The organism is Micromonospora sp. NPDC005257 (assembly GCF_042872445.1).
In the GTDB taxonomy this organism is placed as follows: Bacteria; Actinomycetota; Actinomycetes; order Mycobacteriales; family Micromonosporaceae; genus Micromonospora.
In genome coordinates, this window is record NZ_JBIAKL010000003.1 from 171,517 (window position 1) to 196,794 (window position 25,278).

At 74.1% G+C, this 25,278-nt stretch carries 27 protein-coding genes; 12 read left to right on the forward strand and 15 right to left on the reverse strand.

Annotation, left to right across the window (positions count from 1 at the left end):
- The first annotated feature begins 31 nt into the window (after window positions 1-31).
- Window positions 32-2,188, forward strand: coding sequence for an elongation factor G-like protein EF-G2 (locus ACFYO8_RS07620; RefSeq protein WP_357706864.1), 2,157 nt, complete (start codon window positions 32-34; stop codon window positions 2,186-2,188).
- A 142-nt stretch (window positions 2,189-2,330) separates the two neighbouring features.
- On the opposite strand, the gene ACFYO8_RS07625 is transcribed toward ACFYO8_RS07620, so the two are convergent.
- From ACFYO8_RS07625 to thrS, 4 genes are all read right to left on the reverse strand, one after another.
- Window positions 2,331-3,389: an aldo/keto reductase gene (locus tag ACFYO8_RS07625; RefSeq protein ID WP_354867061.1), complete on the reverse strand. Its 1,059-nt coding sequence runs from the start codon at window positions 3,387-3,389 to the stop codon at window positions 2,331-2,333.
- A gap of 111 nt (window positions 3,390-3,500) precedes the next feature.
- Complete coding sequence (locus ACFYO8_RS07630; RefSeq protein WP_355097600.1) at window positions 3,501-4,139, reverse strand: hypothetical protein; 639 nt, start codon at window positions 4,137-4,139, stop codon at window positions 3,501-3,503.
- A gap of 52 nt (window positions 4,140-4,191) precedes the next feature.
- The gene (locus ACFYO8_RS07635) at window positions 4,192-4,752 is read right to left on the reverse strand and encodes an HIT family protein (protein ID WP_387187862.1); all 561 of its coding nucleotides are present in this window, start codon (window positions 4,750-4,752) and stop codon (window positions 4,192-4,194) included.
- 64 nt (window positions 4,753-4,816) lie between these two features.
- Window positions 4,817-6,835: a threonine--tRNA ligase gene (gene thrS / locus ACFYO8_RS07640; protein ID WP_355097076.1), complete on the reverse strand. Its 2,019-nt coding sequence runs from the start codon at window positions 6,833-6,835 to the stop codon at window positions 4,817-4,819.
- Between the two features lie 200 nt (window positions 6,836-7,035).
- Between thrS and ACFYO8_RS07645 the strand changes: the two genes are divergently transcribed.
- Complete coding sequence (locus ACFYO8_RS07645) at window positions 7,036-7,908, forward strand: DUF1775 domain-containing protein (protein ID WP_354867067.1); 873 nt, start codon at window positions 7,036-7,038, stop codon at window positions 7,906-7,908.
- Between the two features lie 119 nt (window positions 7,909-8,027).
- On the opposite strand, the gene ACFYO8_RS07650 is transcribed toward ACFYO8_RS07645, so the two are convergent.
- Window positions 8,028-8,957: an ADP-ribosylglycohydrolase family protein gene (locus tag ACFYO8_RS07650; protein WP_355095913.1), complete on the reverse strand. Its 930-nt coding sequence runs from the start codon at window positions 8,955-8,957 to the stop codon at window positions 8,028-8,030.
- Between the two features lie 73 nt (window positions 8,958-9,030).
- On the opposite strand from ACFYO8_RS07650, the gene ACFYO8_RS07655 reads away from it, so the two are divergent.
- The 3 genes from ACFYO8_RS07655 to ACFYO8_RS07665 all read left to right on the forward strand — a co-directional run bounded on the left by ACFYO8_RS07655 (window position 9,031) and on the right by ACFYO8_RS07665 (window position 11,645).
- Entirely contained in the window at window positions 9,031-9,720 is a 690-nt protein-coding gene (locus tag ACFYO8_RS07655) for a response regulator transcription factor (RefSeq protein ID WP_354867071.1), read from the forward strand.
- A 29-nt stretch (window positions 9,721-9,749) separates the two neighbouring features.
- Window positions 9,750-11,141, forward strand: a complete 1,392-nt coding sequence (locus tag ACFYO8_RS07660; protein WP_354867615.1) for a HAMP domain-containing sensor histidine kinase — start codon at window positions 9,750-9,752, stop codon at window positions 11,139-11,141.
- Between the two features lie 228 nt (window positions 11,142-11,369).
- Window positions 11,370-11,645 carry a hypothetical protein gene (locus ACFYO8_RS07665; protein WP_354867072.1) on the forward strand — a complete coding sequence of 92 codons (276 nt, stop codon included), beginning with the start codon at window positions 11,370-11,372 and terminating at the stop codon, window positions 11,643-11,645.
- Here the strand turns inward: ACFYO8_RS07665 and ACFYO8_RS07670 are convergent.
- Window positions 11,602-12,627 (reverse strand): adenosine deaminase, encoded by a 1,026-nt coding sequence (locus ACFYO8_RS07670; RefSeq protein WP_355095915.1) that lies wholly within the window; start codon window positions 12,625-12,627, stop codon window positions 11,602-11,604. The genes ACFYO8_RS07665 and ACFYO8_RS07670 overlap by 44 nt on opposite strands.
- Complete coding sequence (locus ACFYO8_RS07675; RefSeq protein WP_354867076.1) at window positions 12,624-13,415, reverse strand: trans-aconitate 2-methyltransferase; 792 nt, start codon at window positions 13,413-13,415, stop codon at window positions 12,624-12,626. Before ACFYO8_RS07675 ends, ACFYO8_RS07670 begins: the two co-directional genes overlap by 4 nt.
- A gap of 84 nt (window positions 13,416-13,499) precedes the next feature.
- On the opposite strand from ACFYO8_RS07675, the gene ACFYO8_RS07680 reads away from it, so the two are divergent.
- Both ACFYO8_RS07680 and ACFYO8_RS07685 read left to right on the forward strand, forming a co-directional pair.
- On the forward strand, window positions 13,500-14,483 hold the full coding sequence (locus tag ACFYO8_RS07680) for an aldo/keto reductase (protein ID WP_355015141.1): 984 nt from the start codon (window positions 13,500-13,502) through the stop codon (window positions 14,481-14,483).
- A 79-nt stretch (window positions 14,484-14,562) separates the two neighbouring features.
- A complete protein-coding gene (locus tag ACFYO8_RS07685; protein WP_355015140.1) occupies window positions 14,563-14,754 on the forward strand; it encodes a hypothetical protein in 192 nt (63 codons plus the stop codon).
- Between the two features lie 72 nt (window positions 14,755-14,826).
- On the opposite strand, the gene ACFYO8_RS07690 is transcribed toward ACFYO8_RS07685, so the two are convergent.
- The 7 genes from ACFYO8_RS07690 to ACFYO8_RS07720 form a co-directional block, all read right to left on the reverse strand.
- Window positions 14,827-15,030 (reverse strand): cold-shock protein, encoded by a 204-nt coding sequence (locus tag ACFYO8_RS07690; protein ID WP_091424054.1) that lies wholly within the window; start codon window positions 15,028-15,030, stop codon window positions 14,827-14,829.
- 289 nt (window positions 15,031-15,319) lie between these two features.
- Window positions 15,320-15,592 (reverse strand): DUF4235 domain-containing protein, encoded by a 273-nt coding sequence (locus ACFYO8_RS07695; protein ID WP_354867083.1) that lies wholly within the window; start codon window positions 15,590-15,592, stop codon window positions 15,320-15,322.
- The gene (locus tag ACFYO8_RS07700) at window positions 15,589-15,930 is read right to left on the reverse strand and encodes a DUF3618 domain-containing protein (RefSeq protein WP_354867084.1); all 342 of its coding nucleotides are present in this window, start codon (window positions 15,928-15,930) and stop codon (window positions 15,589-15,591) included. Before ACFYO8_RS07700 ends, ACFYO8_RS07695 begins: the two co-directional genes overlap by 4 nt.
- Window positions 15,927-16,361, reverse strand: a complete 435-nt coding sequence (locus tag ACFYO8_RS07705) for a phage holin family protein (RefSeq protein ID WP_354867086.1) — start codon at window positions 16,359-16,361, stop codon at window positions 15,927-15,929. The genes ACFYO8_RS07700 and ACFYO8_RS07705 overlap by 4 nt, the downstream gene beginning before the upstream one ends.
- Before the next feature lie 239 nt (window positions 16,362-16,600).
- A complete protein-coding gene (locus ACFYO8_RS07710; protein WP_355015139.1) occupies window positions 16,601-17,797 on the reverse strand; it encodes a mechanosensitive ion channel family protein in 1,197 nt (398 codons plus the stop codon).
- Window positions 17,798-17,875: 78 nt separating this feature from the next.
- Window positions 17,876-18,697, reverse strand: a complete 822-nt coding sequence (locus tag ACFYO8_RS07715; RefSeq protein ID WP_355015138.1) for a DUF1206 domain-containing protein — start codon at window positions 18,695-18,697, stop codon at window positions 17,876-17,878.
- A gap of 65 nt (window positions 18,698-18,762) precedes the next feature.
- Window positions 18,763-19,122 (reverse strand): hypothetical protein, encoded by a 360-nt coding sequence (locus ACFYO8_RS07720; RefSeq protein WP_354867092.1) that lies wholly within the window; start codon window positions 19,120-19,122, stop codon window positions 18,763-18,765.
- Between the two features lie 99 nt (window positions 19,123-19,221).
- Between ACFYO8_RS07720 and ACFYO8_RS07725 the strand changes: the two genes are divergently transcribed.
- Together ACFYO8_RS07725 and ACFYO8_RS07730 are read left to right on the forward strand one after the other, a co-directional pair.
- A complete protein-coding gene (locus ACFYO8_RS07725) occupies window positions 19,222-20,448 on the forward strand; it encodes a cysteine desulfurase-like protein (protein ID WP_354867094.1) in 1,227 nt (408 codons plus the stop codon).
- A complete protein-coding gene (locus ACFYO8_RS07730) occupies window positions 20,445-20,732 on the forward strand; it encodes a GNAT family N-acetyltransferase (RefSeq protein WP_354867095.1) in 288 nt (95 codons plus the stop codon). Before ACFYO8_RS07725 ends, ACFYO8_RS07730 begins: the two co-directional genes overlap by 4 nt.
- Window positions 20,733-20,771: 39 nt before the next feature.
- Here the strand turns inward: ACFYO8_RS07730 and ACFYO8_RS07735 are convergent, their stop codons facing one another.
- Window positions 20,772-22,271, reverse strand: coding sequence for a glycoside hydrolase family 3 protein (locus tag ACFYO8_RS07735; protein ID WP_354867617.1), 1,500 nt, complete (start codon window positions 22,269-22,271; stop codon window positions 20,772-20,774).
- A 139-nt stretch (window positions 22,272-22,410) separates the two neighbouring features.
- Here ACFYO8_RS07735 and ACFYO8_RS07740 point away from each other — a divergent pair, with 139 nt between their 5' ends.
- From ACFYO8_RS07740 to ACFYO8_RS07750, 3 genes are all read left to right on the forward strand, one after another.
- The gene (locus ACFYO8_RS07740) at window positions 22,411-22,533 is read left to right on the forward strand and encodes a hypothetical protein (RefSeq protein WP_013285408.1); all 123 of its coding nucleotides are present in this window, start codon (window positions 22,411-22,413) and stop codon (window positions 22,531-22,533) included.
- Window positions 22,534-22,630: 97 nt separating this feature from the next.
- Window positions 22,631-23,581 carry a TIGR03557 family F420-dependent LLM class oxidoreductase gene (locus tag ACFYO8_RS07745; protein WP_354867098.1) on the forward strand — a complete coding sequence of 317 codons (951 nt, stop codon included), beginning with the start codon at window positions 22,631-22,633 and terminating at the stop codon, window positions 23,579-23,581.
- A gap of 50 nt (window positions 23,582-23,631) precedes the next feature.
- Window positions 23,632-25,263, forward strand: a complete 1,632-nt coding sequence (locus tag ACFYO8_RS07750) for a RecQ family ATP-dependent DNA helicase (RefSeq protein WP_354867100.1) — start codon at window positions 23,632-23,634, stop codon at window positions 25,261-25,263.
- Window positions 25,264-25,278 lie beyond the last annotated feature (15 nt).

A 25,278-nucleotide genomic window follows, 5' to 3' on the forward strand; every position in this document is an offset into this window, starting at 1 on the left:
CACCACCACCGGTTGAGGGAGGTGCGCCGCGATGGCGCAGAAGAACGAGAAGGGTGCCACCGGCGGCGCGCCGGTGGTGACGGAGCCCGGCAGGGTCCGCAACGTGGTGCTCGTCGGGCACTCCGGCGCCGGCAAGACGACGCTCGTCGAGGCGCTGCTGGCCGCCGGCGGCACGATCGGCCGCGCCGGCGCCGTCACCGAGGGCACCACCGTCTGCGACCACGACCCCGCCGCCGTACGCCAGCAGCGCTCGGTGAGCCTCGCCTGCGCCCCGCTGGTGCACCGCGACGTCAAGGTCAACCTGCTGGACACGCCGGGCTACGGCGACTTCGTCGGCGAGCTGCGCGCCGGGCTGCGCGCCGCCGACGCGGCGCTGTTCGTGGTCTCCGCCGTGGACGGCATGGACGCCGCCACCGCCGCCCTCTGGGAGGAGTGCGCCGCCGTCGACATGCCCCGTGCGGTGGCGGTCTCCCGGCTGGACCACCCGCGCGCCGACTTCGACGAGGCGGTGGCGCTCTGCCAGCGGGTCTTCGGCGACAACGTGCTCCCGCTCTACCTGCCCATGCTCGGCGACGACGGCGAGTCGGTGGCCGGTCTGATGGGGCTGATCACCCGCCGGGTGTTCGACTACTCCGGCGGGCTGCCGGCGGCGGTGCGGGAGCCGGACCCGGAGCACCTGCCGGCCATCCAGGAGTCCCGCAACGAGCTGATCGAGGGGATCATCGCCGAAAGCGAGGACGAGACCCTGATGGACCGCTACCTCGGCGGCGAGGAGATCGACCCCGAGGTGCTGATCACCGACCTGGAGAAGGCTGTCGCGCGCGGCCACTTCTACCCCGTGGTGCCGGTCTGCGCGGAGACCGGCGTCGGCCTGGACGCGCTGCTCGACGGGCTGGTCGCAGCGTTCCCGTCGCCGCTGGAGCACGAGCTGCCGGCGGTCACCGGCGTGGACGGCTCGCCCCGCCCGCCGCTGACCTGCGACCCGGACGGCCCACTGGTCGCCGAGGTGGTGAAGACGACAGTCGACCGGCACGTCGGGCGGGTCTCGCTGGTGCGGGTCTTCTCCGGCACGCTCCGGCCCGACCAGGTGATCCACGTGTCGGGTCACGGCATGGCCGAGCGCGGCCACCCGGACCACGACGCCGACGAGCGGGTCGGCCACGTCTACAGCCCGCTGGGCGCGACCCTGCGCGAGGTGGCCGCATGCGTCGCCGGTGACCTGTGCGCGATCACCAAGTCGGGCAGCGCGGAGACCGGCGACACCATCTCCGCCAAGGACGAGCCGCTGCTGATCGCGCCCTGGGAGATGCCGGAGCCGCTGCTGCCGGTGGCGATCACGGCACGCAGCCGGGCCGACGAGGACGCGCTGGCCCGCAACCTGTCCCGGCTGGTCGCCGGCGACCCGACGCTGCGGCTGGAACGCAACCCGGAGACCCACCAGCTCGTGCTCTGGTGCATGGGCGAGGCGCACGCCGACGTGGTGCTCGACCGGCTGCGCGGCGGCGGGGTCGAGCTGGACACCGAGCCGGTCCGGGTGCCGCTGCGCGAGACGTTCGGCGCCGCCGCCCGGGGGCACGGCCGGCACGTCAAGCAGTCCGGCGGCCACGGCCAGTACGCGGTCTGCGACATCGAGGTGGAGCCGCTGCCCCGGGGCGCCGGGTTCGAGTTCGTCGACCGGGTGGTCGGCGGCGCGGTCCCGCACAACTACATCCCGTCGGTGGAGAAGGGCGTCCGGGCCCAGATGGAACGCGGTCTGGTCGCCGGCTACCCGGTGGTGGACCTGCGGGTGACGCTCGTCGACGGCAAGGCGCACAGCGTCGACTCGTCCGACGCGGCGTTCCAGGCCGCCGGCGCGCTGGCGCTGCGCGACGCCGCCGAGAAGGGCCAGCCGGCGCTGCTGGAACCGGTCGACGAGATCACCGTGCGGGTGCCCGACTCGTCCGTCGGCGCGGTGATGGGCGACCTGTCCGGCCGGCGCGGCCGGGTGCTCGGCACCGAGCCCGATCCGGATGCCGAGGGGCGCACGCTCGTCCGCGCCGAGGTGCCCGCGACGGAGCTGCTGCGGTACGCCGTCGAGCTGCGCTCGATGACCGCCGGCACGGGCACGTTCCGCCGCGAGTTCGCCCGCCACGAACCCATGCCCGCCCACCTGGCCGACCAGGCCCGCAAGGAGTCCACCACCCACTGACCCCCTCCTCCGCCGGCCCTTCGCCCTCCCTCCCGGCCCTCGCGATCTTGCACTTACCGCCCCCCGCAAAAGCGGCATTCCGGTCACCTGAGGGGCCGCAAGTGCAAGATCGGCGGAAGCGGGACGGGCGGGAGGACGCGGGTCAGGGGCGGACGGCGGGGACTGGGGGCATCGGCCAGTACGGGCGGTCGGCGTCCCGCAGGGCGGCTCGCCGTACCGCCGCCAGTTGCCGCTCGACCTCGGCGAAGTGGTCCGGGGCGAGCGGGCCCCGAGCTAGCGCGGCCGCGTTCTCCTCGACCTGGGCGACGGTACGTGCGCCGGGGATCGGCACGGCCCGGTCGCTGCGCGCCCAGATCCACCCGATCGCCCCCTGCGCGAGGGTGCGGCCGTCGGCGGTCAGCGCGTCGCGGACGGCGGCGACCCGGCGCAGCCACTCCGGGGCGGGCCGGCCGCTGCGGAACCACTCCAGCCAGGTCGGCCCGAGTCCGCGTACGTCGTCGCGGGGCAGCGTCGACTCCGGCGTGTACTTGCCGGTGAGCAGGCCCATCCCGAGCGGCCCCCGGGCCAGGCCGGCGAGGTCGTGCTTGTCGCAGGCGTCGAGCATGGCCGGGGCGTCCCGCAGCACCGACAGGGCGTGTTGCACGGCGGCGGCGCCACGGGCGACCTCGGCGAAGGCAGCGGCCCGGTCGGCGCGGTCGGTGCTCCACCCGTACGCGCGGATCAGGCCGGCGTCGACCAGCTTGTCGAGCGTGCCGACGAGCGCCTCGGCCCGGGGCAGCGGCAGGTCGCCCAGGTGCAGCTGGTAGAGGTCGATACGGTCGGTGCCCAGCCGGCGCAGCGAGTCGGTCACCGCCCGGCGCAGGTAGTGCGGCGAGGCGTTCTCGCCGGTGGCCTGCCGGGCCTGCTCGTCGAACGTGTAGCCGAACTTCGTGGCGACGACCGCCTCGTCGCGCCGGCCGGCGAGCGCCCGCCCGAGCACCCGCTCGCCGTGCCCGGCGCCGTACGTGTCGGCGGTGTCGAACAGGGTGACGCCGAGGTCGAGCGCGCGGCGGACGGCGCGTACCGACTCGTCGTCGTCGACCCGGCCCCAGCCCAGCGGGCGGGCGCCCTCGGCCCACGGGCCGCCGATCGCCCAGCACCCCATGCCGAGGGCGCTCACCTCGATGCCGCTGCGCCCCAACTGTCGCGTGTCGACTGCCACCGCCGCATCCTGTCACCTTCCCGGCGACAGGGGGCCGATTCGTAGCCCAGGAGCCCGGCCACGGTCACGCCGTGTGACACCGAACGCTGGACGGTAACGGTGGGCGAGCCGTCAGCGCGCGTAGGCCAGCAGTACCGGCTCGTCCTGGCCGGGCCAGGTGCCGGTGAGCCCCCCGGAGCCCGGCACCTCGGCCGGCACGGGCTGCCGGACCACCGCCAGCTCGACGTCACCGACCCGAACGACCGTCACGCCGTCGTCGGCCGGACCTGCCGACACCGGAGCAGCCGACACCGGACCGGCCGGGACCGGACGGCCGGTACGGCTGCCGGACAGCGTCATGCGCGCCGGGCGCACCTCGCGCTTTCCGTCGACCTCGAAGTACTCCTCGGCCTGACCGGCGTCGGCGAGCACCGCGGCGGCCAACACCGGCGGGTACACCGGATCGCCGCAGGCGTCGTACGCCCAGCGGCGGCCGAGCACGGAGTGCTCGATGACGCCCACCAGGAAGTCGTCAGCTCCGGCCAGCGGCGCGCCCCGGTAGGTGAGCGGCGCCTGGAGCACCGGGCCGTCGCCGGCGCGCACGAGCAGCGTCTCGATGCCGACCTCGCCGGCGGGGTCGTCGAACCGGTACGCCGCGACGCCGCTGAGCGGCACGCCGGCCTCGCCGGCGAACCACTGCCGGCCGGGCAGCCAGGAGGCGAGCAGCTCCAGTTTCGAGGGGCGCAGTTCCGCGCGGTGCAGGAGAGCCATGCGCGAGATCGTACTGCCGCGAACAGCCGCCGTCAGGCCGCGAGCAGCGCCGTCAGACCGCCGCCCACGCCCCGGCGAGCAGGTCCCGGGTGTCGGCGAGCAGTTGCGGCAGCACCTTCGTCCGGCCGATCACCGGCATGAAGTTGGCGTCGCCGCCCCAGCGCGGCACCACGTGCTGGTGCAGGTGCGCGGCGATGCCGGCGCCCGCGACGCCGCCCTGGTTCATGCCCAGGTTGAAGCCGTGCGCGCTGGACACGTGCCGGACCACCCGCATGGCGGCCTTGGTGAACGCGGCCAGCTCGACCGTCTCCGGCTCGTCCAGCTCGGTGTAGTCGGCCACGTGACGGTAGGGGCAGACCAGCAGGTGTCCGGGGTTGTACGGGTAGAGGTTGAGCACCGCGAAGACGTGCTCGCCCCGGGCCACCACGAGGGACTCCTCCGGCGGCAGCCCGGGCGCCAGGCAGAACGGGCAGCCGGCCGGCTTCTCGTACCCGCCCTCGGGCCGGTCCTCGCCGGAGATGTAGGTCATCCGGTGCGGCGTCCAGAGCCGGTCGAGTCCGTCCGCCAGACCGTTGTCGCCGCCGTACCCGGTGTCCCGCTCCGCCCCTGTCACACAGGCGATCCTACGATCCGGGGCGAACCGCGCCGCCGCCCGGGCGGCGCGGCCGCCGGGCCGCCTACTCGGCGGCGGTGGCGGTGGGACCGGCGTTGGTGCGCGAATCCACCACCTCGCGGACGTGCGCCACGGCCTCGTCGATCGGCACGCCGTTGCGCTGCGAGCCGTCCCGGTAGCGGAACGAGACGGTGCCGGCGGCCACGTCGTCGTCCCCGGCGATCACCATGAACGGAATCTTCTGCTGCTGCGCGTTGCGGATCTTCTTCTGCATCCGGTCGTCGCCCAGGTCGACCTCGGCCCGGATGCCGTGCCGCCGCAGCGTCGCGGCGAAGTCGACCAGGTAGTCGCCGTGCTCGTCGCGGATCGGGATGCCGACCACCTGCACCGGCGCCAGCCAGGCCGGGAACGCGCCCGCGTAGTGCTCGGTGAGAACGCCGATGAACCGCTCGATCGAGCCGAACTTGGCGCAGTGGATCATCACCGGCTGCTGCCGGGTGCCGTCGGCGGCCTGGTACTCCAGCCCGAAGCCCTTGGGCTGGTTGAAGTCGTACTGGATGGTCGACATCTGCCAGGTGCGGCCGATGGCGTCCTTGGCCTGCACGGAGATCTTCGGACCGTAGAAGGCCGCGCCGCCCGGGTCCGGCACCAGCTCCAGGCCGGTCTCCAGCGCGCACTGCTCCAGCACGGCGGTGGCCGTGGCCCAGTCGGAGTCGGAGCCGACGAACTTGTCCGGCTTCGACTCGTCGCGGGTCGACAGCTCCAGGTAGAAGTCGTCGATGCCGAAGTCGCGCAGCAGGCTGAGCACGAAGCCGAGCAGGTGCTTGATCTCGGACGGCGCCTGCTCGCGGGTGCAGTACGAGTGCGAGTCGTCCTGGGTGAAGCCGCGCACCCGGGTCAGGCCGTGGATGACGCCCGACTTCTCGTACCGGTAGACCGTCCCGAACTCGAACAGCCGGATCGGCAGCTGCCGGTAGGACCGCCCGCGCGACCGGTAGATCAGGTTGTGCATCGGGCAGTTCATGGCCTTGAGGTAGTAGTCGCTGCCCTCCATCTCCATCGGCGGGAACATCGTGTCCTTGTAGTAGGGCAGGTGTCCCGAGGTGTGGAAGAGACCTTCCTTGGAGATGTGCGGGGTGCCGACGTAGTCGAAGCCCTCCTCGACGTGCCGCGCCCGGACGTAGTCCTCCATCACCCGCTTGAGCACGCCGCCCTTGGGGTGGAAGACCGGCAGGCCGGACCCGATCTCGTCGGGGAAGCTGAACAGGTCGAGGTCCGCGCCGAGCTTGCGGTGGTCGCGGCGGGCGGCCTCCTCGAGCAGCTTCAGGTACGCCTTGAGCTCGTCCCGGGTCGGCCACGCGGTGCCGTACACGCGCTGCAGCTGCGGGTTCTTCTCCGACCCGCGCCAGTACGCGGCGGCCGAGCGCATCAGCTTGAACGCGCCGATGAGCCGGGTGTTCGGCAGGTGCGGGCCGCGGCACAGGTCCGACCAGCAGACCTTGTCCTCGTTCGCGGCGAGGTTGTCGTAGATGGTCAGCTCGCCGCCGCCCACCTCCATCACCTCGGAGGAGTCCAGCCCTTCCCCCTTGACCTCGATCAGCTCCAGCTTGAACGGCTCGGCGGCCAGCTCGGACCGTGCCTCGTCCAGGTCGGCGAAGCGGCGGCGGCGGAACCGTTGGCCGGACTTGACGATCTCCTGCATGCGCTTCTCGAGCTTGGCCAGGTCGTCCGGCTGGAACGGCTTGTCGACGCCGAAGTCGTAGTAGAAGCCGTTCTCGATCGGCGGGCCGATGCCGAGCTTCGCCTCCGGGAAGACGTCCTGCACCGCCTGGGCCAGCACGTGCGCGGTGGAGTGGCGCAGCACGTTCAGCCCGTCCGGGCTGTCCAGCGCGACCGGCTCGACCGCGACCTCCTCGGCCGGGCGCCAGTCCAGGTCGCGGAGCTGGCCCTGCGGGTCGCGGACCACCACGATCGCCTTCGGCCCGCTCATCGGCAGGCCGGCCGCGGCCACCGCGTCGGCCGCCGTCGTCCCGGCGGCGACGACGACGGGGTCGGCCACGACGGGGTTACGGGGTGCGGACACGGTGACTCCTGTCGTCGACGGTTCAAGGCCGGTGACCGGCCACTGCGATGCTATCGGTCGCCGGGATCCGGGCCGTCGCCGACGCCGGTGCCCGTGCCCGATGAGTTCCGTGTCGTGTTGAACCTTTTCGCCCCGCCGCCCGAACTACCAGGTGGGGCCGGAGCCGGTGCCGATCCCAGTCGACAGGGATGGGGACGACCATGAGGATGACCCGTCGGGGCCGGTGGGCGGCGGCGTCGCTGGCGGCCGTACTCGCCGGGGCGGTCGGCTGGCCGGGCGCGGCGAACGCGGCCGGGGTGACCGTCACGGCCTCGCCCGCCCAGGTTCGCCAGGGCGACGCGATCGAACTGTCGGTGCTGGTGCCGGCGGACCGGCCCGGCACCCGGACCACCCGGATCGAGCTGACCATGCCCGCGGACGCCCCGATCGGCGAGGTGTACCCGCTGTCGGTGCCGGACTGGGCGCCGACCATCACCACCCGCACGCTCGACCAGCCGGTCCCCGGCATGCACGCGGCCGAGCTGAACCAGGTGACCCACTCGGTGAGCTGGCTGCGGATGCCGGGCACCGGCACCGGGCCGGCCCGGCTGCCGCTGGGCATGGGCCCCATGCCCGCCACCGACCGGCTCACGTTCACGGTCGTGCAGACGTACGACGACGGCACCGTGGTCCGGTGGGCGGACCCGGCGGGCGGCGCGCACCCCGCGCCGGCGCTCGACCTGCTGCCGCCGCTGCCGGGCACCGTGACGCACGACGGCGGCCCCGGCACGGACGGCGGCGGGCACGGCGGTCACGGGGGCGCGGGCGCCCCCGGCGCTGCCGATGGGGCGCAGGGCGGCACGGCACCGGCGGCCGACGACGGGCCGAGCGCCGACCTGCTGCTCGGGGGCGGCCTGCTGGCCGGCCTGGCCGGTGGCGCGGCGATCGGCTGGCTGCTCAGCCGTCGCCGGCGCGACACCATGACCCTCCCGCCGGACGACGACGGCACCCCCGACGCCACCGTGGCCCCCGACAGCGCGACCCCCGAAGCCGGCGAGCCCATCACCGCCGGCGCCACCCCCACGCGTCCCTGACCGCCACGCCGCCGGCCCAACAAGCGGAAACACCCATCCACGATGCGAGACCACCGAAGGTCCTGGTCCGAAAGCGCCCTCCTGGGGGCAGGTCCGTGACGGGGGTAGGGGCGGATCCGTCAGGCGGGGGTGGGGAGCCAGGCGGGCAGGGCCTCGCGAGCGGCCAGCCAGTCCTCCGGCACGCCGCCCGGGGTGCCGGCTCCGGTGTACGCGGCCACGATCCCGCCCACGATGGCGGCCGTGGTGTCCACGTCTCCGCCCGCCTGGACGCAGACGCGGATCGCGGCGGGATAGTCGTGCAGCAGCGTGGCGGCGACCCAGAGCGTGAACGGGACGGTGTCCTGCGCGGTGACCCGGGCGCCGTTGCCGAGCGCGTCGGCCGCCCCGGCGGCGGAGTGACCGAGCAGCGCGGCAGCCCGGCGTACCCCTCGGTGCACCTCACCGGCCGGGTCGAGCGCTCCGGCGACGGCGGTGAGCAGCCGGGCCGGGTCGGGCCGGTCGCCGTCGAGGCGGGCGCGGGCGGCGAGCGAGGCGGCCACCGCGACCGCCACCGCACCGGCGACGCCCTCCGGGTGGGCGTGCGTCACCTCGGCGGAGGCGCGCGCCTGCTGGGCGGCACGGCGGGTGGAGTCGGCGTGCCAGGCGCCGAGCGGCGCGACCCGCATGGCGGCGCCGTTGCCGCAGGAGCCCTGCCCGTCGAACGCGGACGCGGCGGCCACCGGCCAGGGCGTGCCGGTGCGGATCAGCCGCAGGATGGTCACCGCACCCGGCCCGTAACCCCGGTACGGCTCACAACGCTCGGCGAACGCCAGCGCCAGCCGATCCCTGTCGATCCGGCCCTCGGCGGCCAGCTCGGCCACCACGGAGCAGGCCATCTCGGTGTCGTCGGTCCACTCCCACGGCGGCTCGGGCAACCGCCCGGCGGCGAGGTCGTCCGGGTGCCGCCCGGGGACGAAGAACTGGGAGCCGAGGGCGTCGCCCACCGACAGGCCGGCCAGCGCGTCGCGGGCGAGCGTGAGGCGGGCGTCGGGAAAGAGCGTGAACGTCATCGCCGCCCCAGCTTGCCCGCTTCACCGGGCCGCCGCAACGCGACCGGCTTGCCACGCCGAGTACGGTGCTGACGTGGCAACCGTCCTGCTGGTCGAAGACGACCACGTCGTACGCGGCGCCATGCTGCGGTCGCTGACCGACCGGGGGCACGCGGTGCACGCCGTCGGCACCGCGCTGGACGCGTTGCGCCGGGTCGCCGCGGAGACACCGGATCTGGTGGTGCTCGACCTCGGACTGCCCGACCTGGACGGCTCGGACGCGCTGCGGATGCTGCGCGGCATCACCGACGTGCCGATCATCATCGCCACCGCCCGCGACGACGAGCAGTCTGTGGTACGGCTGCTGCGCGCCGGCGCTGACGACTACATGGTCAAGCCGTTCACCGGGGCGCACCTGGACGCCCGGATCACCACGGTGCTGCGCCGGGCCGGGCGGGCCAGCCGTACCGTGGAACCGGCCGTGCACACGGTCGGCGGCCTGCGGGTCGACGTGGGTGAGCGCAGCGCGGTGCTGGACGGGGAGCCGCTGGCCCTGACCCGTAAGGAATTCGACCTGCTGGCGTATCTCGCCGCGCGTCCCGGCCGGGTAGTGTCCCGGCGGGAACTCTTGGAGGAGGTATGGCGGCAGCCATCGGTCGGCGAGGACCAGACCATCGACGTTCACCTGTACTGGCTCCGCCGCAAAATGGGCGAGTCCGCGGCGAAGCCGCGCTTCCTGCGCACCGTGCGGGGGGTCGGCTTCCGGCTGGTGGCGCCGGACTGAGGCTCACGCTGGCCGGGCTCACCGCCGGGCTGTGCGGGCTGATCGCGCTCGCGTTCCTCGTCCCGCTCGGGCTCACCCTCGCCGACCGGACCCGGGAGGCGGAGCTGGCGGACGCCGAGCGCCGTGCCGCGCTGGTGACCGGCGCGCTGGCGGCCAGCACGGACACCGCGACGATCGAACGGGCGGTGGCCGCCGCGGCCGGCGACGATCCGGCCCTGCGTCCGGTCGTGCACGGCATCGGGGCGGACGAGTCCGCCGGCCGCGCGAACCCGCGGGTGCTCGCCGACGCCGCCACGCAGCGCCGCTCGGTGGTGACCGACGTGGACGGCGGGGTGCTGCGACTGGACCCGGTGGTGCTCGGTGACCGGGTCGCCGTGGTGGAGGTCTTCGTCCCCGACGACGTGCTCGACTCCGGCGGTGGCGGGCGGTGGCTGCTGCTGCTCGCGATCGGCCTGGCGCTGGTCGGCGCGGCCGTGGCGGTGGTCGACCGGGTGGCCGCCCGGGCCGTGGACGCCACCGGCGACCTGGTCAAGGCGGCGCTCGCGGTGGGCGACGGCGAGCTGGGGGTACGGGTCGAGCCGACCGGCCCGCGCGAGCTGGCCGAGGCCGGGCACGCGTTCAACCGGATGACGGAACGTCTGGTGGCGCTGCGCGCCGACGAGCACGAACTGGTCGCCGACCTGTCGCACCGGCTGCGTACGCCGCTGACCGCGCTGCGGCTGGACGCCGAGGCGCTGGAGTCCGACGACACCAGCATCGGCACGTTCAGCGAGGCGGAGCTGGACCGGCGGCGCGGCATCCGGCGCATCCGGCAGGCGATCGTCACGCTTGAGGGCGAGGTCGATCAGCTCATCAAGACGACCCGCAAAGCGGTCAGCCAGGAGACGGCGCCGGCGTCGTGCGACGTGAGCGAGGTGGTCCGGGACCGGATGGTCTTCTGGTCGGCGCTGGCCGGGGACCAGAACCGGCCGCACCGGGTGGTCGGTGCGCAGTTGCGCATCCCGGCACCCGTGCCCCGCGCCGAGCTGGCCGCCGCGCTGGACGCGGTGATCGGCAACGTGTTCCGGTACACGCCGCAGGGCACGGCGTTCGAGGTCGCGGTGAGCCGCCGGGACGGCTGGGTGGCGATCCGCATCGACGACGCCGGGCCGGGCATCGCCGACCCGGACCGGGCGTTGCGCCGGGGCGAGAGCGACAAGGGCTCCACCGGGCTCGGGTTGGACATCGCCAAGCGGGTCGCGTTGCAGGCGAACGGTTCGGTGAGCATCGACCGGGCCCGGCTCGGCGGGGCGAGCGTGGTGATGCTGCTGGCCGACCCGGACGCGGCGCCCCGGCCGGTGAACCGGTTCGGGCTGGTCGGTCGGATGGCCCGGGAGGCACGCGAGCCGCGCGCCGGGCGGCGCTGGCCGCGTCCGCGCTGAGCCGGTGACTGTGTACCGGCGCAAGTTCTCCTTAAAGGTGGTTTAACGACGGCCGCGAAACCGGCGTGAACTGCCAGGATCGCTGACAGAACCCATCAGTTCCGTCGGCCGGGACGCCCCGTAACACCTTCCGGCCGGCGGATCATGCGCGCGGCGGGAGTCCGGTCCCCCCACACCTCGCTCCCGTCGCGCGCGCTCTCCCGTCGATCCCGGGCGCGAGGTGACCGCATGCCACCGGCCGTCAGCCGTCTGCTCCGCTGGGCCACAGTCGTCGGCCTGGGCGTCGCGCTCACGCTCGCGGTCTGGCAGGACCCGGTGCTCGCGCACGGTCCGGCCCGGCCCGCGCCGGCCGCGAGCGGTCCGAGCCCCGCGCTCACCGCGCTGGCGCTGGCCGGGATGCTGCTGACCGCGCGACGCCGGCCGCCCCGGATGTCCCGGCGGCCGGCGCCCGTACGGCCGCTCAGCGGGCCGCGTTCGCCAGGTACGCGTCGATCTCGGCGGTGATCCGGGCCTGCTCGGCCGGCGCCAGGAACGCGGCCGAGACGGCGTCGCGTGCCAGGGCGGCCACCCCGTCCGGGCCGAGCCCCAGCAGCCGGGCGGCCACCGCGTACTCGTCGTCGAGCGTGGTGCCGAACATCGGCGGGTCGTCGGAGTTGATGCTGACCGGCACGCCGGCCTCGACGATCCGGGGCAGCGGGTGCGCGTCCAGGCTCGGTACGGCCCGGGTGCGCACGTTGGAGGTCGGTGCGATCTCCAACGGGATCCGCCGCTCGGCGAGGTGGGCCAGCAGCGCCGGGTCCTGCGCGGCGGAGATGCCATGACCGATCCGCTCGGCGCCCAGCTCGCGCAGCGCGTCCCAGATCGTCTCCGGGCCGGTGGTCTCACCGGCGTGCGGCACCGAGCGCAGCCCGGCCGCGCGGGCCTGGTCGAACCAGGGCTTGAACTGCGGCCGGGGCACCCCGATCTCGGGGCCGCCGAGGCCGAAACTGACCAGCCCGTCCGGTCGTTCGTCGAGCGCGATCCGCAGGGTCTGCTCGGCGGCGGGCAGGCCGGCCTCGCCGGGAATGTCGAAGCACCAGCGCAACGTGATGCCGAAGTCGGCCTCGGCGCGCTTGCGGGCGTCCTCGATCGCCTCGCAGAACGCCGGCGCCGGGATGCCGCGGTTGACGTGCGAGTACGGCGTGACCGTCAGCTCGGCGTAGCGGACCTGCTGGCGGGCCAGTTCCCGGGCGACCTCGTGGGTGAGGAGCCAGACGTCGTCGGCGTCCCGGATCAGGTCCACCACGCTGAGGTAGACCTCGATGAAGTGGGCGAAGTCGCGGAACGCGAAGTAGTCGGCGAGCGCCTCCGGATCGGCCGGGACGGGGCTGCGGCCCTCGTGCCGGGCGGCCAGCTCGGCGACGATGCGGGGCGAGGCCGAGCCGACGTGGTGCACGTGCAGCTCCACCTTGGGCAGTCCGGCGATGAAGGTGGGCAGGTCGGTCACGAGTTCTCCTCTGCGCGGGCGCCGGTGCGGGCCACCATGAAGATCCGGCGGAACGGGAAGTACACCTGACCCTGCCGCACCGGGTACGCCTGGGCGAGCCGCACCGCCAACTCGGCGCGGAAGGCGGCCCAGCCGGCGGCGTCCAGCGCGGCGCGGACGGGGCGCAGCGCGGTGCCCTCCATCCAGGCCAGCACCGGGTGGTCGGCGCCGGTGGCGGGCAGCAGGTGCACGTACGTAGTCTCCCAGGCATCCACCGCGCAGCCCGCGTCGGTCAGCAGCGTGGCGTAGCCGACCGGCTCGTCGACGGGCGCCTCGCGCAACCTTCCGGCGAGCGCGTCGCGCCACCGGTCCTGCGCGGCGACGGAGCGCAGCAGCCGGTGCGAGGGCGCGTCGAAGTTGCCGGGCACCTGGAACGCCAGCCAGGCGCCGGCCGGCAGCGTGGCCGCCCAGCGGCGGAGCAGGTCGCGGTGTTCCGGCACCCACTGGAGCACGGCGTTGCCGACCAGGACGTCCACGTCGGGCTCCGGCCGCCAGTCGCGGACGTCGCCGACGGCGTACCGGACCGGACCGCCGTCGGCGCTCGCCCGCGCGATCATCTCCGGGGACGAGTCCAGGCCGGCGACCCGGGCGCCGGGCCAGCGGCCGGCGAGCGTGGCGGTGAGCGTGCCGGGGCCGCAACCGAGGTCGACAACGGCACGCGGGTGCTCGGCGCCGACGCGGGCCAGCAGGTCGTGGAACGGCCGGGAGCGCTCGTCCCCGTAGCGCAGATAGGTGCGTGGATCCCACATGACAGCCTCCAAACCGTACGTACGTCTTGCTGGAAGGTACGGCCCGCCGAGCGCCACGGCAAGCCGCTCACTAGGCTCGACCGGGTGGAACAGCGCAGCTTCGACCGGCTCGGCCGGCACGTCGGCATCATCGGACTCGGCGCGTGGCAGCTCGGCGCAGACTGGGGCGAGGTCAGCGAGGACGCGGCGCTCGCCGTACTGGCCGCCGCCGTCGACGCGGGCGTCACCTTCCTGGACACCGCCGACGTGTACGGCGACGGCCGCAGCGAGGCGCTGATCGGCCGGTTCCTGCGCTCCCGCCCCGGGCACGGGCTCACCGTGGCGACCAAGATGGGCCGCCGGGTGGAGCAGACGCCGGAGGCCTACACGCTGGACAACTTCCGGGCCTGGACCGACAGGTCCCGGGCCAACCTCGGCGTCGACACGCTCGACCTGGTGCAACTGCACTGCCCGCCGACCGCCGTCTTCGCCGACGACCGGGTCTTCGACGCGCTGGACACGCTGGTCGCCGAGGGTCGCGTGGCCGGGTACGGCGTCAGCGTGGAGACCTGCGACCAGGCGCTCACCGCCATCGCCCGGCCCGGTGTGGCGAGCGTGCAGATCATCCTCAACGCGGTCCGGCACAAGCCGCTGGAGCGGGTGCTGCCCGCCGCCGCTGCCGCCGGGGTGGGGATCATCGCCCGGGTGCCGCTGGCGAGCGGTCTGCTCTCCGGCCGGTACGACGAGAACACCACGTTCCCGGCGAACGACCACCGCACGTTCAACCGGCACGGCGAGTCCTTCGACGTGGGCGAGACGTTCTCCGGCGTCGACTACGACAGCGGCCTGGCCGCGGTGCGCCGGCTCGCGCCGCTGGTCGGCGGCGACCGGACGATGGCGCAGTTCGCGCTGCGGTGGGTCCTCGACCAGCCCGGCGTGACGGTGGTGATCCCCGGCGCCCGCTCCCCCGAGCAGGCGCGGGGCAACACCGAGGCCGCCGGGCAGCCGGCGCTGACCGAGGTGGAGCTGGCCGCGGTGCGGGCCACCTACGACGAGCTGATCCGCCCGCAGGTGCACGACCGGTGGTGAGCCGGCCGGCCGGCGCGGCGACGCCGGGCGCCCGCGGTGGCGGGCATGCTGGAGCGGGACTGTCGTCGGAGGGGGAACGATGAGGGGTTGGTTCCGGCTCACCCTGGGGCTGCTCGCCGTGGTGCTCGGTGCGCTGTGGACGGTGCTGGGCCTCGGGTACGTCGAGGGCAGCGTGATGAGCGACCAGCGGATCTGGGCGGTGGTCGGCCCGGTGCTGGTCCTGATCGGACTGGCCGGGCTCTGGTTGGGGATGCGCGCGCGGCGGCGCTGAGACGCCGGGCAAGGCGAAGCCCCGCCTCCCGTACGGGATGCGGGGCTTCCGGCACCGGCCGGTGCGGTCAGCTCAGATGGGGCGGACCTGCTCGGCCTGCGGACCCTTCTGACCCTGGGCGATCTCGAACTCCACCCGCTGGTTCTCCTCCAGCGTGCGGTAGCCGCTGGACTGGATGGCCGAGAAGTGGACGAACACGTCAGCACCCCCGCCATCGACGGTGATGAAGCCGAAGCCCTTGTCAGCGTTGAACCACTTCACGGTTCCCTGCGCCATGTGTATCTCCTTCTAAAACTGGCGGCCGAGCACGCCGTGCGGCCGATTGGCCGTTTTCGAGCAGCGGCGCCTGAGGCGGCCTCCAATGCAGGAGACTTCTCTCAACCCACGCGTCTCTCAACAGCGTGAGACAGCAAACCACGTACGCAAAAACTTCGCACAGCCCTCCGGACGAAATTTCTCCGACATGTGACCTGAAGGCCGCGCGAACGCCGCTGCGCGGCCCCGCCGGAGCCATGCGAAAGGCCCCTTTCCCGCATTCGGGAAAGGGGCCTTTCTGGCCTTTACGTCAGTCCGGCCAGCGCCCGGTCAACCGGCGTACGCCCACCGCTCCACCTCTGTCGACGGCGGCCCGCACCACCGAGAAGATGGCGCCCTGCAGGGCCGCGGCGGCCAGCACCTCGCCCCAGCGGCGGTCCTCGTCGGTGGCGCTCGGCGCCTCGCCGTCGCCCGCCGTCACCTTCCAGACCTGGCGGAAGACCGCCCCCGCGACGGCGCCGGCGGCCAGGCCGAGCAGCACCCCCACCGGCTTGTACGCCGCCTTGCCGACCCTGCCGCTCACCTGCGCCTCCCTCGGACGATCACCAGCACCACCGCCGTCACCAGCGCGCCGGCCGCGATGGCCGCCCACGGCAACGGGTTGCGCCCGACCGCCTCGCCCTTCTCGTACGCCTGTGCCCGGACCAGCCGGGCCCGCTCCGCCGCCCGCCCGCGCACCCGGGCCGCGGTCAGCGACGCCTGCTCACGCATCCGCGCCTTCGCCGCCTCGGCCGAGTGCCGCACCAGCGCCTTCGGATCGGCCCTGGCCGCGAGCAGCTCCACCGTCTCACCGAGTTCCACCCGGGTCCGGCGGATCTCCTCCCGGAGCGCCGCCACGTCTCCGGTCCCGTTACCGGTCATGCCCGCCTCCCGTCCTTCACCGCGGCGGTGACCGTGTCGACGTCCGCCCGAACGCTGCGGACCGCCGCCTGGGGCACCGGCGGGACGGCACGGCTGACCTGCTTCTTGCCCACGAGCGCCAGGATCCCGGCGAGCAGGAACAACGCCACCGCCACGATCAGGGCGGCCAGCCACGCCGGCATGACCAGCGCCAGCAGCAGGATCACGGTGGCGACCAGGGCGCCGGCCCCGTAGAGCGCCATCACCCCGCCGCCGCCGAACAGACCGATCCCGATCCCGGCGTGCTTGCCCTTCTCGGTCAGCTCCGCACGGGCCAGGGCCAGCTCGTCCCGCACCAGGCGCGTGACCTGCTCGGTGGCGCGCTGTACCAGCTCGGCGGTGGACGGCTCGTTCCCGGTCCGCGACGTGCTGCGACTCGCGACGTCAGCCATGCTGTCCTCCTTTCCTCATCACCGCGCTGTATGCCCGGAGTCGCCGATCGTCAATCCTGCGCGGCGCGGCCGGTACACCCGGCCGCGCGCCGCCGCAAGCCGGTGCCGGGCACCGGATCCGGGGCGTGCGCACCACGTCCCCCGCCACGGCCCGGCCAAACCCGTGCGGCCGGAAAGCCGCCCGTACGCGGGAACCCCCGGCGCCAAGGGCTGCCGGGGGCTCCGCTCGGGGTACGGGTTCAGCGCCGCGCCTCGGCGTGCTCCTCCCGGCCCACGAACACCTCGCTGCGGGCGTCGCCGTCGTCGCTGCCGCCGAAGACCCGCGCGTCGTCGGGCGCCTCGGTGCCGGCCGGGGGGCGTGCCGGGCGTCGCGGCTGCACCGCCTGCCAGGGCAGCAGGCCGGCGACCTCGCCGACCTCGGCGCGCAGCCGGGGCAGGGCGGTCGGGCGCTGGTCGCGTACCCAGGTCACCAGGTGCTCGCGGACCAGGCACCGCAGGTCCCACAGGCTGCCCGCGTCGGCGGCGCTGACCAGCGCGCGGACCTTGACCAGGCCACCCGTCGCGTCGGTCACCTGGAGCACGCAGACCCGTCCGTCCCACAGCTCGGTGCCCTCGCACAGGCGGCGCAGCTCCTCCCGCATCGCCTGCACCGGGATGGCCCAGTCCAGCTCGAACTCGGCGGTGCCGAGCACCGCCGCCTCGGTACGGGTCCAGTTCTGGAACGGCCGGCTGGTGAAGTACGAGGTGGGCAGGATCAGCCGGCGGTCGTCCCAGACCTGCACCACCACGTAGCTGAGCGTCAGCTCCTCGATCCGGCCCCACTCCCCCTCGACCACCACCACGTCGTCCAGGCGTACCGCGTCGCTGAACGCGAGCTGGAGACCGGCGAAGACGTTGGCGAGCAGGCTCTGCGCGGCCAGCGCGGCGACCGCGGCGATCACACCGGCGGAGGTCAGCACACCGGCGCCGACCCCGCGTACGGCCGGGAAGGTCATCAGCATCACGCCGACCGTGAGGATCACGATCACCGCGATGGTCAGCCGGCGCAGCAGCACCACCTGGGTACGCACCCGGCGGGCGTGCCTGTTGTTCGGCACGTCGACCCGGAACCGGGCCAGCGCGGTGTCCTCCGCCACCACCAGCAGCGAGGCCACCAGCCAGGCGGTGGCCGCGATCGTCGCCAGCACCAGCGTGTGCAGGACGACCTGCCGCCACGGGCTGCCGACCGCGTACCCGGTGGTGAACCGGACCGCGAACTGCACCGCGGCCACCGTGAGCGTCACCTGGAACGCGCGGTGCGCGTGGTCGGTCAGCTCGGTCATCAGCAGCGAGCGGCGACCGAGGCGGCGGATGACCCGGTGCACCACCTGGGCCAGCACCAACGCGATCGCCGCCGCGGCGAGCGCGGCGGCGACGGTCACGACGTAACTCTGCACGAACTCTCTCTCCCCTCCGACCGGGCGGGAATCGGGCAAAGGCCCAATGGTGCCCGGCGGCCCGGGTATCGACCAGGATCAGACCTTGCGGTACCGGGACTGGAAGAAGCAGTAGACACCGAACGCGGCGATGCCGAGCGCCATGAGCGCCAGCAGCCACGGCCCGTACGACTGGTCGCGCAGCGTACGCAGGGCGGCGTCGAGACCACGAGCCTTCTCCGGGTCGTAGTTGACCGCGGCGACCACGACCAGCAGGCCGGCGATGGCGAACACCGCGCCTCGGGAGGCGTACCCGGCCATGCCGAGGCGGCGGGTGAGCTGCCGGGTCTTCGGGCTCATCTCGCCGGTCTTCAGGTTGCGCTCGAACTTCTTCTTCAGGCCGTAGATCACCATGCCGATGCCGAGCGCGGCGAGCGCCACGCCGGCCAGCCCGACCAGCCACCGGCCGCCGTCGGAGGCCATCAGCTTCTCGGAGAACTGCTGCTGCTGGTCGGAGGCGTTGGCGCTGGCGTCCTGGAAGACCTTGATCGCGGTCCAGCCCAGCCAGACGAAGACCACGACCCGGACCGCCGAGGCGATCCGCTCGAAGAGTCGTTCCTTGCCGGTCTTGGAGACGTGGCCGGAGATCGCCTCGAAGGCCTGCCAGATCGCCATGGCGAACAGGCCGACCGCCACGGCGATCAGGAGGAACTTACCGAGCGGCTGTTCACCGAGGGTGCGCAGCGCGCCGTTCTGGTTTCCCTCCTCGCCCGACTTACCGAAGGCGATCTGCAGCGCCAGCCAGGCGAAGAGGAGGTGCACAACCCCGTAACCGATGAATCCGGCACGGGTCAACAGTTCGAGCCACCGGCTGTTACGAGCCTGGGCGGCGGTGGCTCCGGCATTCCGGGTGAGAGACATGAGCCCTCAATCTCCCGGCGGGCGGTTTTCCAAACGTGACCACCCGCCGGGACGGCCGAAACGGATCAGCCGTTGAGGTCGCGGGCGACCCGCAGCACGACCTGCTGGTCGGTGACGCTGTCCAGGCTGACCTGGAAGCCGGCGACCTCGGTGGCCTGCTGGCCCACGGTGAGCGAGAGCTGTTCCCCCGCCACCTCGACTGTCACCTGGTCACCCTGGGCACCGACCAGCTTGGCCTCGACGCCGAGGATTCGCGCGCTGGCCTCGACGCCGCGGTCGAAGGTGATCGTGCAGGCGTCCAGACCGCAGTCGGTCTCGGCGCCCTCGGAGCTGCATCCGGCGAGCAGAGCGGCGCCGAGGGCCAGGCCGGCGAGCAGACCGGCGGCGCGGCGGGCGGGGGCGGAGGTGGCGCGTCGGATCGTCACCGGCCCAAGGATAGGCGGCACGCGCCATCGCGCCTTCGTCCACGGGCGCCGGGAGTCCGTGCCGGGCGGCGTGTCCGGGTTGCGCGCTAGGGTTCCGGAATGGCTTTCGACGTCGCCCGGGTCCGGGCCGCCTACCCTGCCCTGGGCGAGGGATTCGCCCACTTCGACGGCGCCGGGGGCACCCAGACCGCCGCCACCGTCGTCGAGGCCGTGGCCGGGGCGATGCGGGCCGCGACCGGCAACCGCAGCACCGCGTTCCTGCCCGGCCGCCGGGCGCTGGACCTGGTCGCCGGCGCGCGGGCCGCTGTCGCCGACCTGCTCGGCGCCCAGCCGTCGGGCGTGGTGCTCGGGCCGAGCGCGACAGCGCTGACGTACACACTGGCCCGCTCGCTCGGCGCCGGCTGGCGTCCGGGCGACGAGGTGGTGGTCTCCCGGCTGGACCACGACGCCAACGTCCGGCCGTGGGTGCAGGCCGCGCAGGCGTCCGGCGCCACGGTGCGCTGGGCCGAGTTCGACCCGGCGACCGGCGAGCTGCCCGCCGGGCAGTACGCCGACCTGGTCACCGAACGCACCCGGCTGGTGGCGGTGACCGCCGGCAGCAACGCGATCGGCACCGTGCCGGACGTGGCGACGATCGCCAAGACCGCGCACGTGGCCGGGGCGCTGGTCTGCGTGGACGGCGTGCACTCCGTGCCGCACGGCCCGACCGACCTGGCCTCGCTCGGCGCCGACTTCCTGGTGACCAGCGCGTACAAGTGGTCCGGTCCGCACCTGGCGGCCATGGTGGCCGATCCTGAGCGGTGGGAACCGCTGCGCCCGGCGAAGCTGCTCCCCTCCGCCGACGCGGTGCCCGACCGGTTCGAGTACGGCACGCCGAGCTTCCCGCTGCTGGCCGGAGTGACCGCCGCGGTGGATCACCTGGCCGGGCTGAATCCGGAGGCGACCGGCGATCGCCGGGCACGCCTGCGCGCCGGGCTGACCGCCGCGCAGGCGCACGAGGAGGCGGTCTTCGACCGGCTGCTCGCCGGGCTCGCCGACCGCCCGTTCGTGACCGTGTACGGCGCGCCGGCCCGGCGCTGCCCGACGGTGTCGTTCCGGGTGGCCGCCCTGGCCCCGGCGCAGACGGCGGCGGCGCTCGGCGAGGCGGGCCTGTGCCTGTCGCACGGCGACTACTACGCCTACGAGTACTTCGAGGGCATGGGGCTGCGCGCCGACGGCGGCGCGGTGCGGGCCAGCGTCTACCACTACAACACCGTCGACGAGGTGGACCGGCTGCTGGCCGAACTGGACCGGCTGGCCGGGCCCGGAGGGAGAATGATCCGGTGAGTTTTCTGGTCGAGGAGAACACCGCGAAGCGCCGCTTCGAGATCCTGGTGGACGACGCGCTGGGCGGATTCGCCGCGTACACGCCCCGCGGCGAGACGCTCGTCTTCACCCACACCGAGGTCGACGGCCGGTTCCAGGGCAAGGGCGTCGGCGCGGCGCTGGTCCGGGGCGCGCTGGACCAGGTCCGTGCCCGGGGCGGCCGGGTGGTGGCGCAGTGCCCGTTCGTGGCCGCCTTCATCGAGCGCCACCCCGAGTACGCCGACCTGCTGGCCGACGCGGCGTGAGGCCCGGCCGGGGGACTTTCCCACCCGGCCGGCCCGGAGTCAGCGTGCGCCGGTCAGCACCTCGGCGGCGGCCCGCGCCGCGGCCGCGGTGGCGCCGTGGGTGGCCAGGTGCACCGCGCCGGTGACCAGCTCGGGCACGCCCAGCTCGACCACCACCGCGTCCGGGCGGACGGCGAGCGCCCGGCGTACCGCGTCCCGCATCCAGTCGTGGCGGTGCAGGTCGCGCACCACGAGCACCAGCGGCCGGCCGGCCGGCGTCGCGCCCGGATCGGCCGGTACGGCGTCGGCGGCGTAGCGGGCGGTCGTGGTGCCCGGCGCCAGGTGGGCCAGCGGGGCGGCGATGCCCCACGGCGTCTCCTCGCCGATGGCGATGTTGCGCGAGGGCTCGAACTCCACCACGTGCGCCGGACCGGCCAGCGGCAGCAGCCCGGCGTCGCCGGTGACCCGTACCGCCCGGCGGGCGGCGGTGAGCCCGATCGGTGAGCCCTCGGCCGAGGGCGGTCCGGCGGTCCGGCGGGCGCGGGCGGCGACGCTCCACGCGGCGAGCTGACCGACGCGCTTGGCCGCCTCGGCGAGCCGCTCCTCGGGCAGTTCCCCGCTGATCACCGCCGCGACGATCGCGTCGCGCAGCTCGCGGGCGTCGGCCTCGGTGGCCCGTTCCCCGCCCACACAGATCGCGTCGGCGCCGGCCACGAGCGCGCGTACCGCGGCGCCGGTGAAGCCGTACCGGTCGGCCACCGCGCGCATCTCCACCGCGTCGGTGACCACCACGCCGCCGAAGCCCATCTCCTCGCGCAGCAGGCCGCCGAGCACGCGCGGGCTGAGTGTGGCGGGCAGCTCCGGGTCCAGCGCCGGCACCAGCAGGTGACCGGTCATCACCGCCTGCGCCCCGGCCGCGACGGCGGCGCGGAACGGGGCCAGTTCGACAGCGTCGAGGCGGGCCCGATCGCCGCCGATGAGCGGCAGGTCGTGGTGCGAGTCGACCCGGGTGTCGCCGTGTCCGGGGAAGTGCTTGGCGCAGGCGGCCACGCCGCCGGACTGCAGTCCTCGTACCCAGGCGGCGGTGTGCCGGGCGACGAGCGCCGGGTCGGCGCCGAAGGAGCGCACCCCGATGACCGGGTTGGCCGGGTTGGAGTTGACGTCGGCGTCCGGGGCGTAGTCGAGCGTCACACCGGCCGCCGCGAGTTCGGCGCCGAGGTCGCGGGCGACCTCCTCAGTCAGCGCCGGGTCGTCGACCGCGCCGAGCGCGTAGTTGCCGGGCCGGGAGCTGCCCCGGGCGGACTCGATCCGGGTGACGTCGCCGGCTTCCTCGTCGATCGCGACGATGACGTCCGGCCGCTCGGCGCGCAGGTTCGCGGTGAGCGTGGCGACCTGCTCGTTGTCGACGACGTTGCGGGCGAACAGGACGACCGAGCCGAGTCCTTCGCCGAGCCAGCGGCACACCCACGGTGGCGGCGTGGTGCCGACGAACCCGGGTTGCAGGACGGCGGCGGCGAGCGCCGCCAGGTCTCCGGTCGATCCCATGGTCCGCTCGCTCATCTGCTGTCGTACCCCCGTCTCCCCCACGGACCCGCCGGGGCTGGCGGGTGCTGCCATGGTCACACCGCGCCGCTAAATAGTCAACAATCCTTACTGTTAGCCGGTGGCGCCCCGCGACCACCCGTGGGAGAGTTCCCACATGTCCGCCCTGCCGCTCGCCGACGCCACCAGCGCCGCCGACATCCCCGGCGTACGCCTGCTCGGCCTGGTGGTCGGCGGCCTGTTCCTGCTGATCGCGATCCGGGCCATGTTCCGCCGCTGATCCCGCGCCCGACCGGGTTGGGGCCCGCCGCCCGGGGTAGGGCTTGCCGTGTCCGGACACGACGAAGCCGTCCGGTCACGGCGAGAGGGCACCCACCATGAAGATCGGCTACTTCCTGTCCAGCGAGGAGTACACCCCGGCGGAGCTGCTGGCCCAGGCGCGCGGCGCCGAGCAGGCCGGGTTCGAGGCACTGTGGATCTCCGACCACTACCACCCGTGGGTCGACGCGCAGGGCCAGAGCCCGTTCGTCTGGTCCACCATCGGCGCGCTCAGCCAGGTGTGCCGGCTGCCCGTGACCACCGCTGTCACCTGCCCGACCATGCGCATCCACCCGGCGGTGATCGCGCAGGCGGCGGCCACCAGCGCGGTGCTGCACGAGGGACGGTTCGTGCTCGGCGTGGGCACCGGCGAGGCGCTCAACGAGCACATCTTCGGCGATGCCTGGCCGCAGACCGACGTGCGGCTGGAGATGCTGGAGGAGGCGGTGGAGGTGATCCGCGAGCTGTGGCGGGGCGAGTTCGTCAACCACCACGGCAAGCACTACACGGTCGAGCACGCCCGCATCTACACCCGGCCGGACGCGCCCCCGCCGATCTACGTCTCCGGTTTCGGCCCGAAGTCGATCGAGCTGGCCGGGCGGATCGGCGACGGCTACGTCAGCACCATGCCGGACGCCGACATGGTGCGCCGGTTCCGCGAGTCCGGTGGCGGCGACAAGCCGTGCCAGGGCGGCTTCAAGGCCGCGTACGCCGACAGCGCCGACGAGGGCGCGCGGATCGCGTACGAGCGCTGGCCCAACGCGGGCGTGCCGGGCGAGCTGTCCCAGGTGCTCCCCTCCCCCCGGCACTTCGAGCAGGCCGCCGAACTGGTCCGGCCGGAGCAGGTGCGGGAGGCGTTCGTCTGCGGCCGGGACGCCGACGCCCACCTGGAGATGATCGACGAGTACGCCAAGGCCGGCTTCGACGAGGTGTACGTGGCGAACACCGGCCCGCACTGGCAGGGCCTGTTCGACCTGTACCAGCACGAGATCCTGCCCCGGCTGCGGTGAGCGGCGGTGCCGGTTTCGCGCGGGATCGCCCGGGGTAGCTGAGGCGCTTGATGAAACTGACCACGCACTCCACCAGCCTGCGCCGGGCGGCGCGGAACCTGTTCGGCTGGACCGCGCTGCGGCCCAACCAGCTCGCCGCCATGCGCGCCGTGATGAAGCGCCGCGACGCCCTGGTGGTGCTGCCCACCGGGGCCGGCAAGTCGGCGATCTACCAGATCCCGGCCAGCCTGATCCCCGGCCCGACGGTGGTGATCTCCCCGCTGCTGGCGTTGCAGCAGGACCAGATCGCCGCGCTCAACGAACGGCAGCGCCCGGAGCTGCGCGCGGTGCGGATCAGCTCGGACGAGAGCGCCGCCCAGCAGGCCGAGGCGATCGAGGACATCCGGGCCGGACGCGCGGAGTTCCTGTTCATCACGCCGGAGGCACTGAGCAACCCGGACCGCCTGGCCGAGGTGCGCGAGCTGAAGCCGGCGCTGGTGGCGATCGACGAGGCGCACTGCATCTCCGCGTGGGGCCACGACTTCCGGCCGGACTACCTGGCGCTGGGCCACCTGATCGACGGCCTCGGCCGGCCGCCGGTGGTGGCGCTCACCGCGACCGCCTCCCCGCCGGTACGCGACGACATCATCGCCCGGCTGCGGCTGCGCGATCCGGAGGTGGTGGTCTCCGGGCTGGACCGGTCCAACCTCTTCCTGGAGGTGGCCCACTGCCCGACCGACGACTACCGGTGGCGGCGGCTCATCGCGCTGCTGCGCGACGACGAGCGGCCCGGCATCATCTACGTGCCGACCCGCCGGGCGGCCGAGGAGCTGGCCGAGCGGCTCACCGGCGCCGGTTTCCCGGCCGAGTTCTACCACGGCGGCATGCCCACCGCGGCCCGGCACGAGCTGCACGAGGCGTTCCTGGCCGACCGGGTGCCGATCATGGTGGCCACGTCGGCGTTCGGCATGGGCATCGACAAGCCGAACATCGCCTGGGTGGCGCACATGGCGCTGCCCGACTCGCCGGACAGCTACTTCCAGGAGATCGGCCGGGCCGGGCGCGACGGCTCGCCGGCCCGGGTGCTGCTGCTGTGGCGCTCCGAGGACGTCGGGCTCCAGCGCTACTTCAGCGGCGGGCTGCCGGACGAAAAGGAGCTGACCGAGCTGGCGGCGGTGCTGCGCGGCAAGGCCCGCAACCGCAAGGAGCTGCGGGAGCTGACCGGCCTCGGTCCGCGCAAGCTGGGGCAGTACCTGTCCCTGCTGGAGCAGGTGGGCGCCGCCGAGCCACGGGCCAAACAGCGCATCGGCGCCCCTCGGTACGCCCCGGCGGCGGCCGAGTCCGGCCACGCGGCGCTCGCCGAGGCGGAACGTCAGCAGACGGTGACCCGGTCGCGTACCGACATGATGCGCGCCTTCGCCGAGACCACCGGCTGCCGGGGCCAGGCCCTGCTGGCGTACTTCGGCGAGCAGATGAGCGAGGTGTGCGGGCACTGCGACAACTGCCACGCGGGCACCAGCGTGGCAGCCGACGGCGCGGTCGGGCCGTTCCCGGTGCACAGTCAGGTCCGCCACCCGGAGTGGGGCGCCGGCCTGGTGCTCAGCTACGAGGAGGACCGGATGACAGTGCTCTTCGACGAGGTGGGCTACAAGACGCTGTCCGTGCGCGTGGTGTCCGAACAGGGCCTGCTGACGCTGGACTAGCCTGACCCGGGCGCC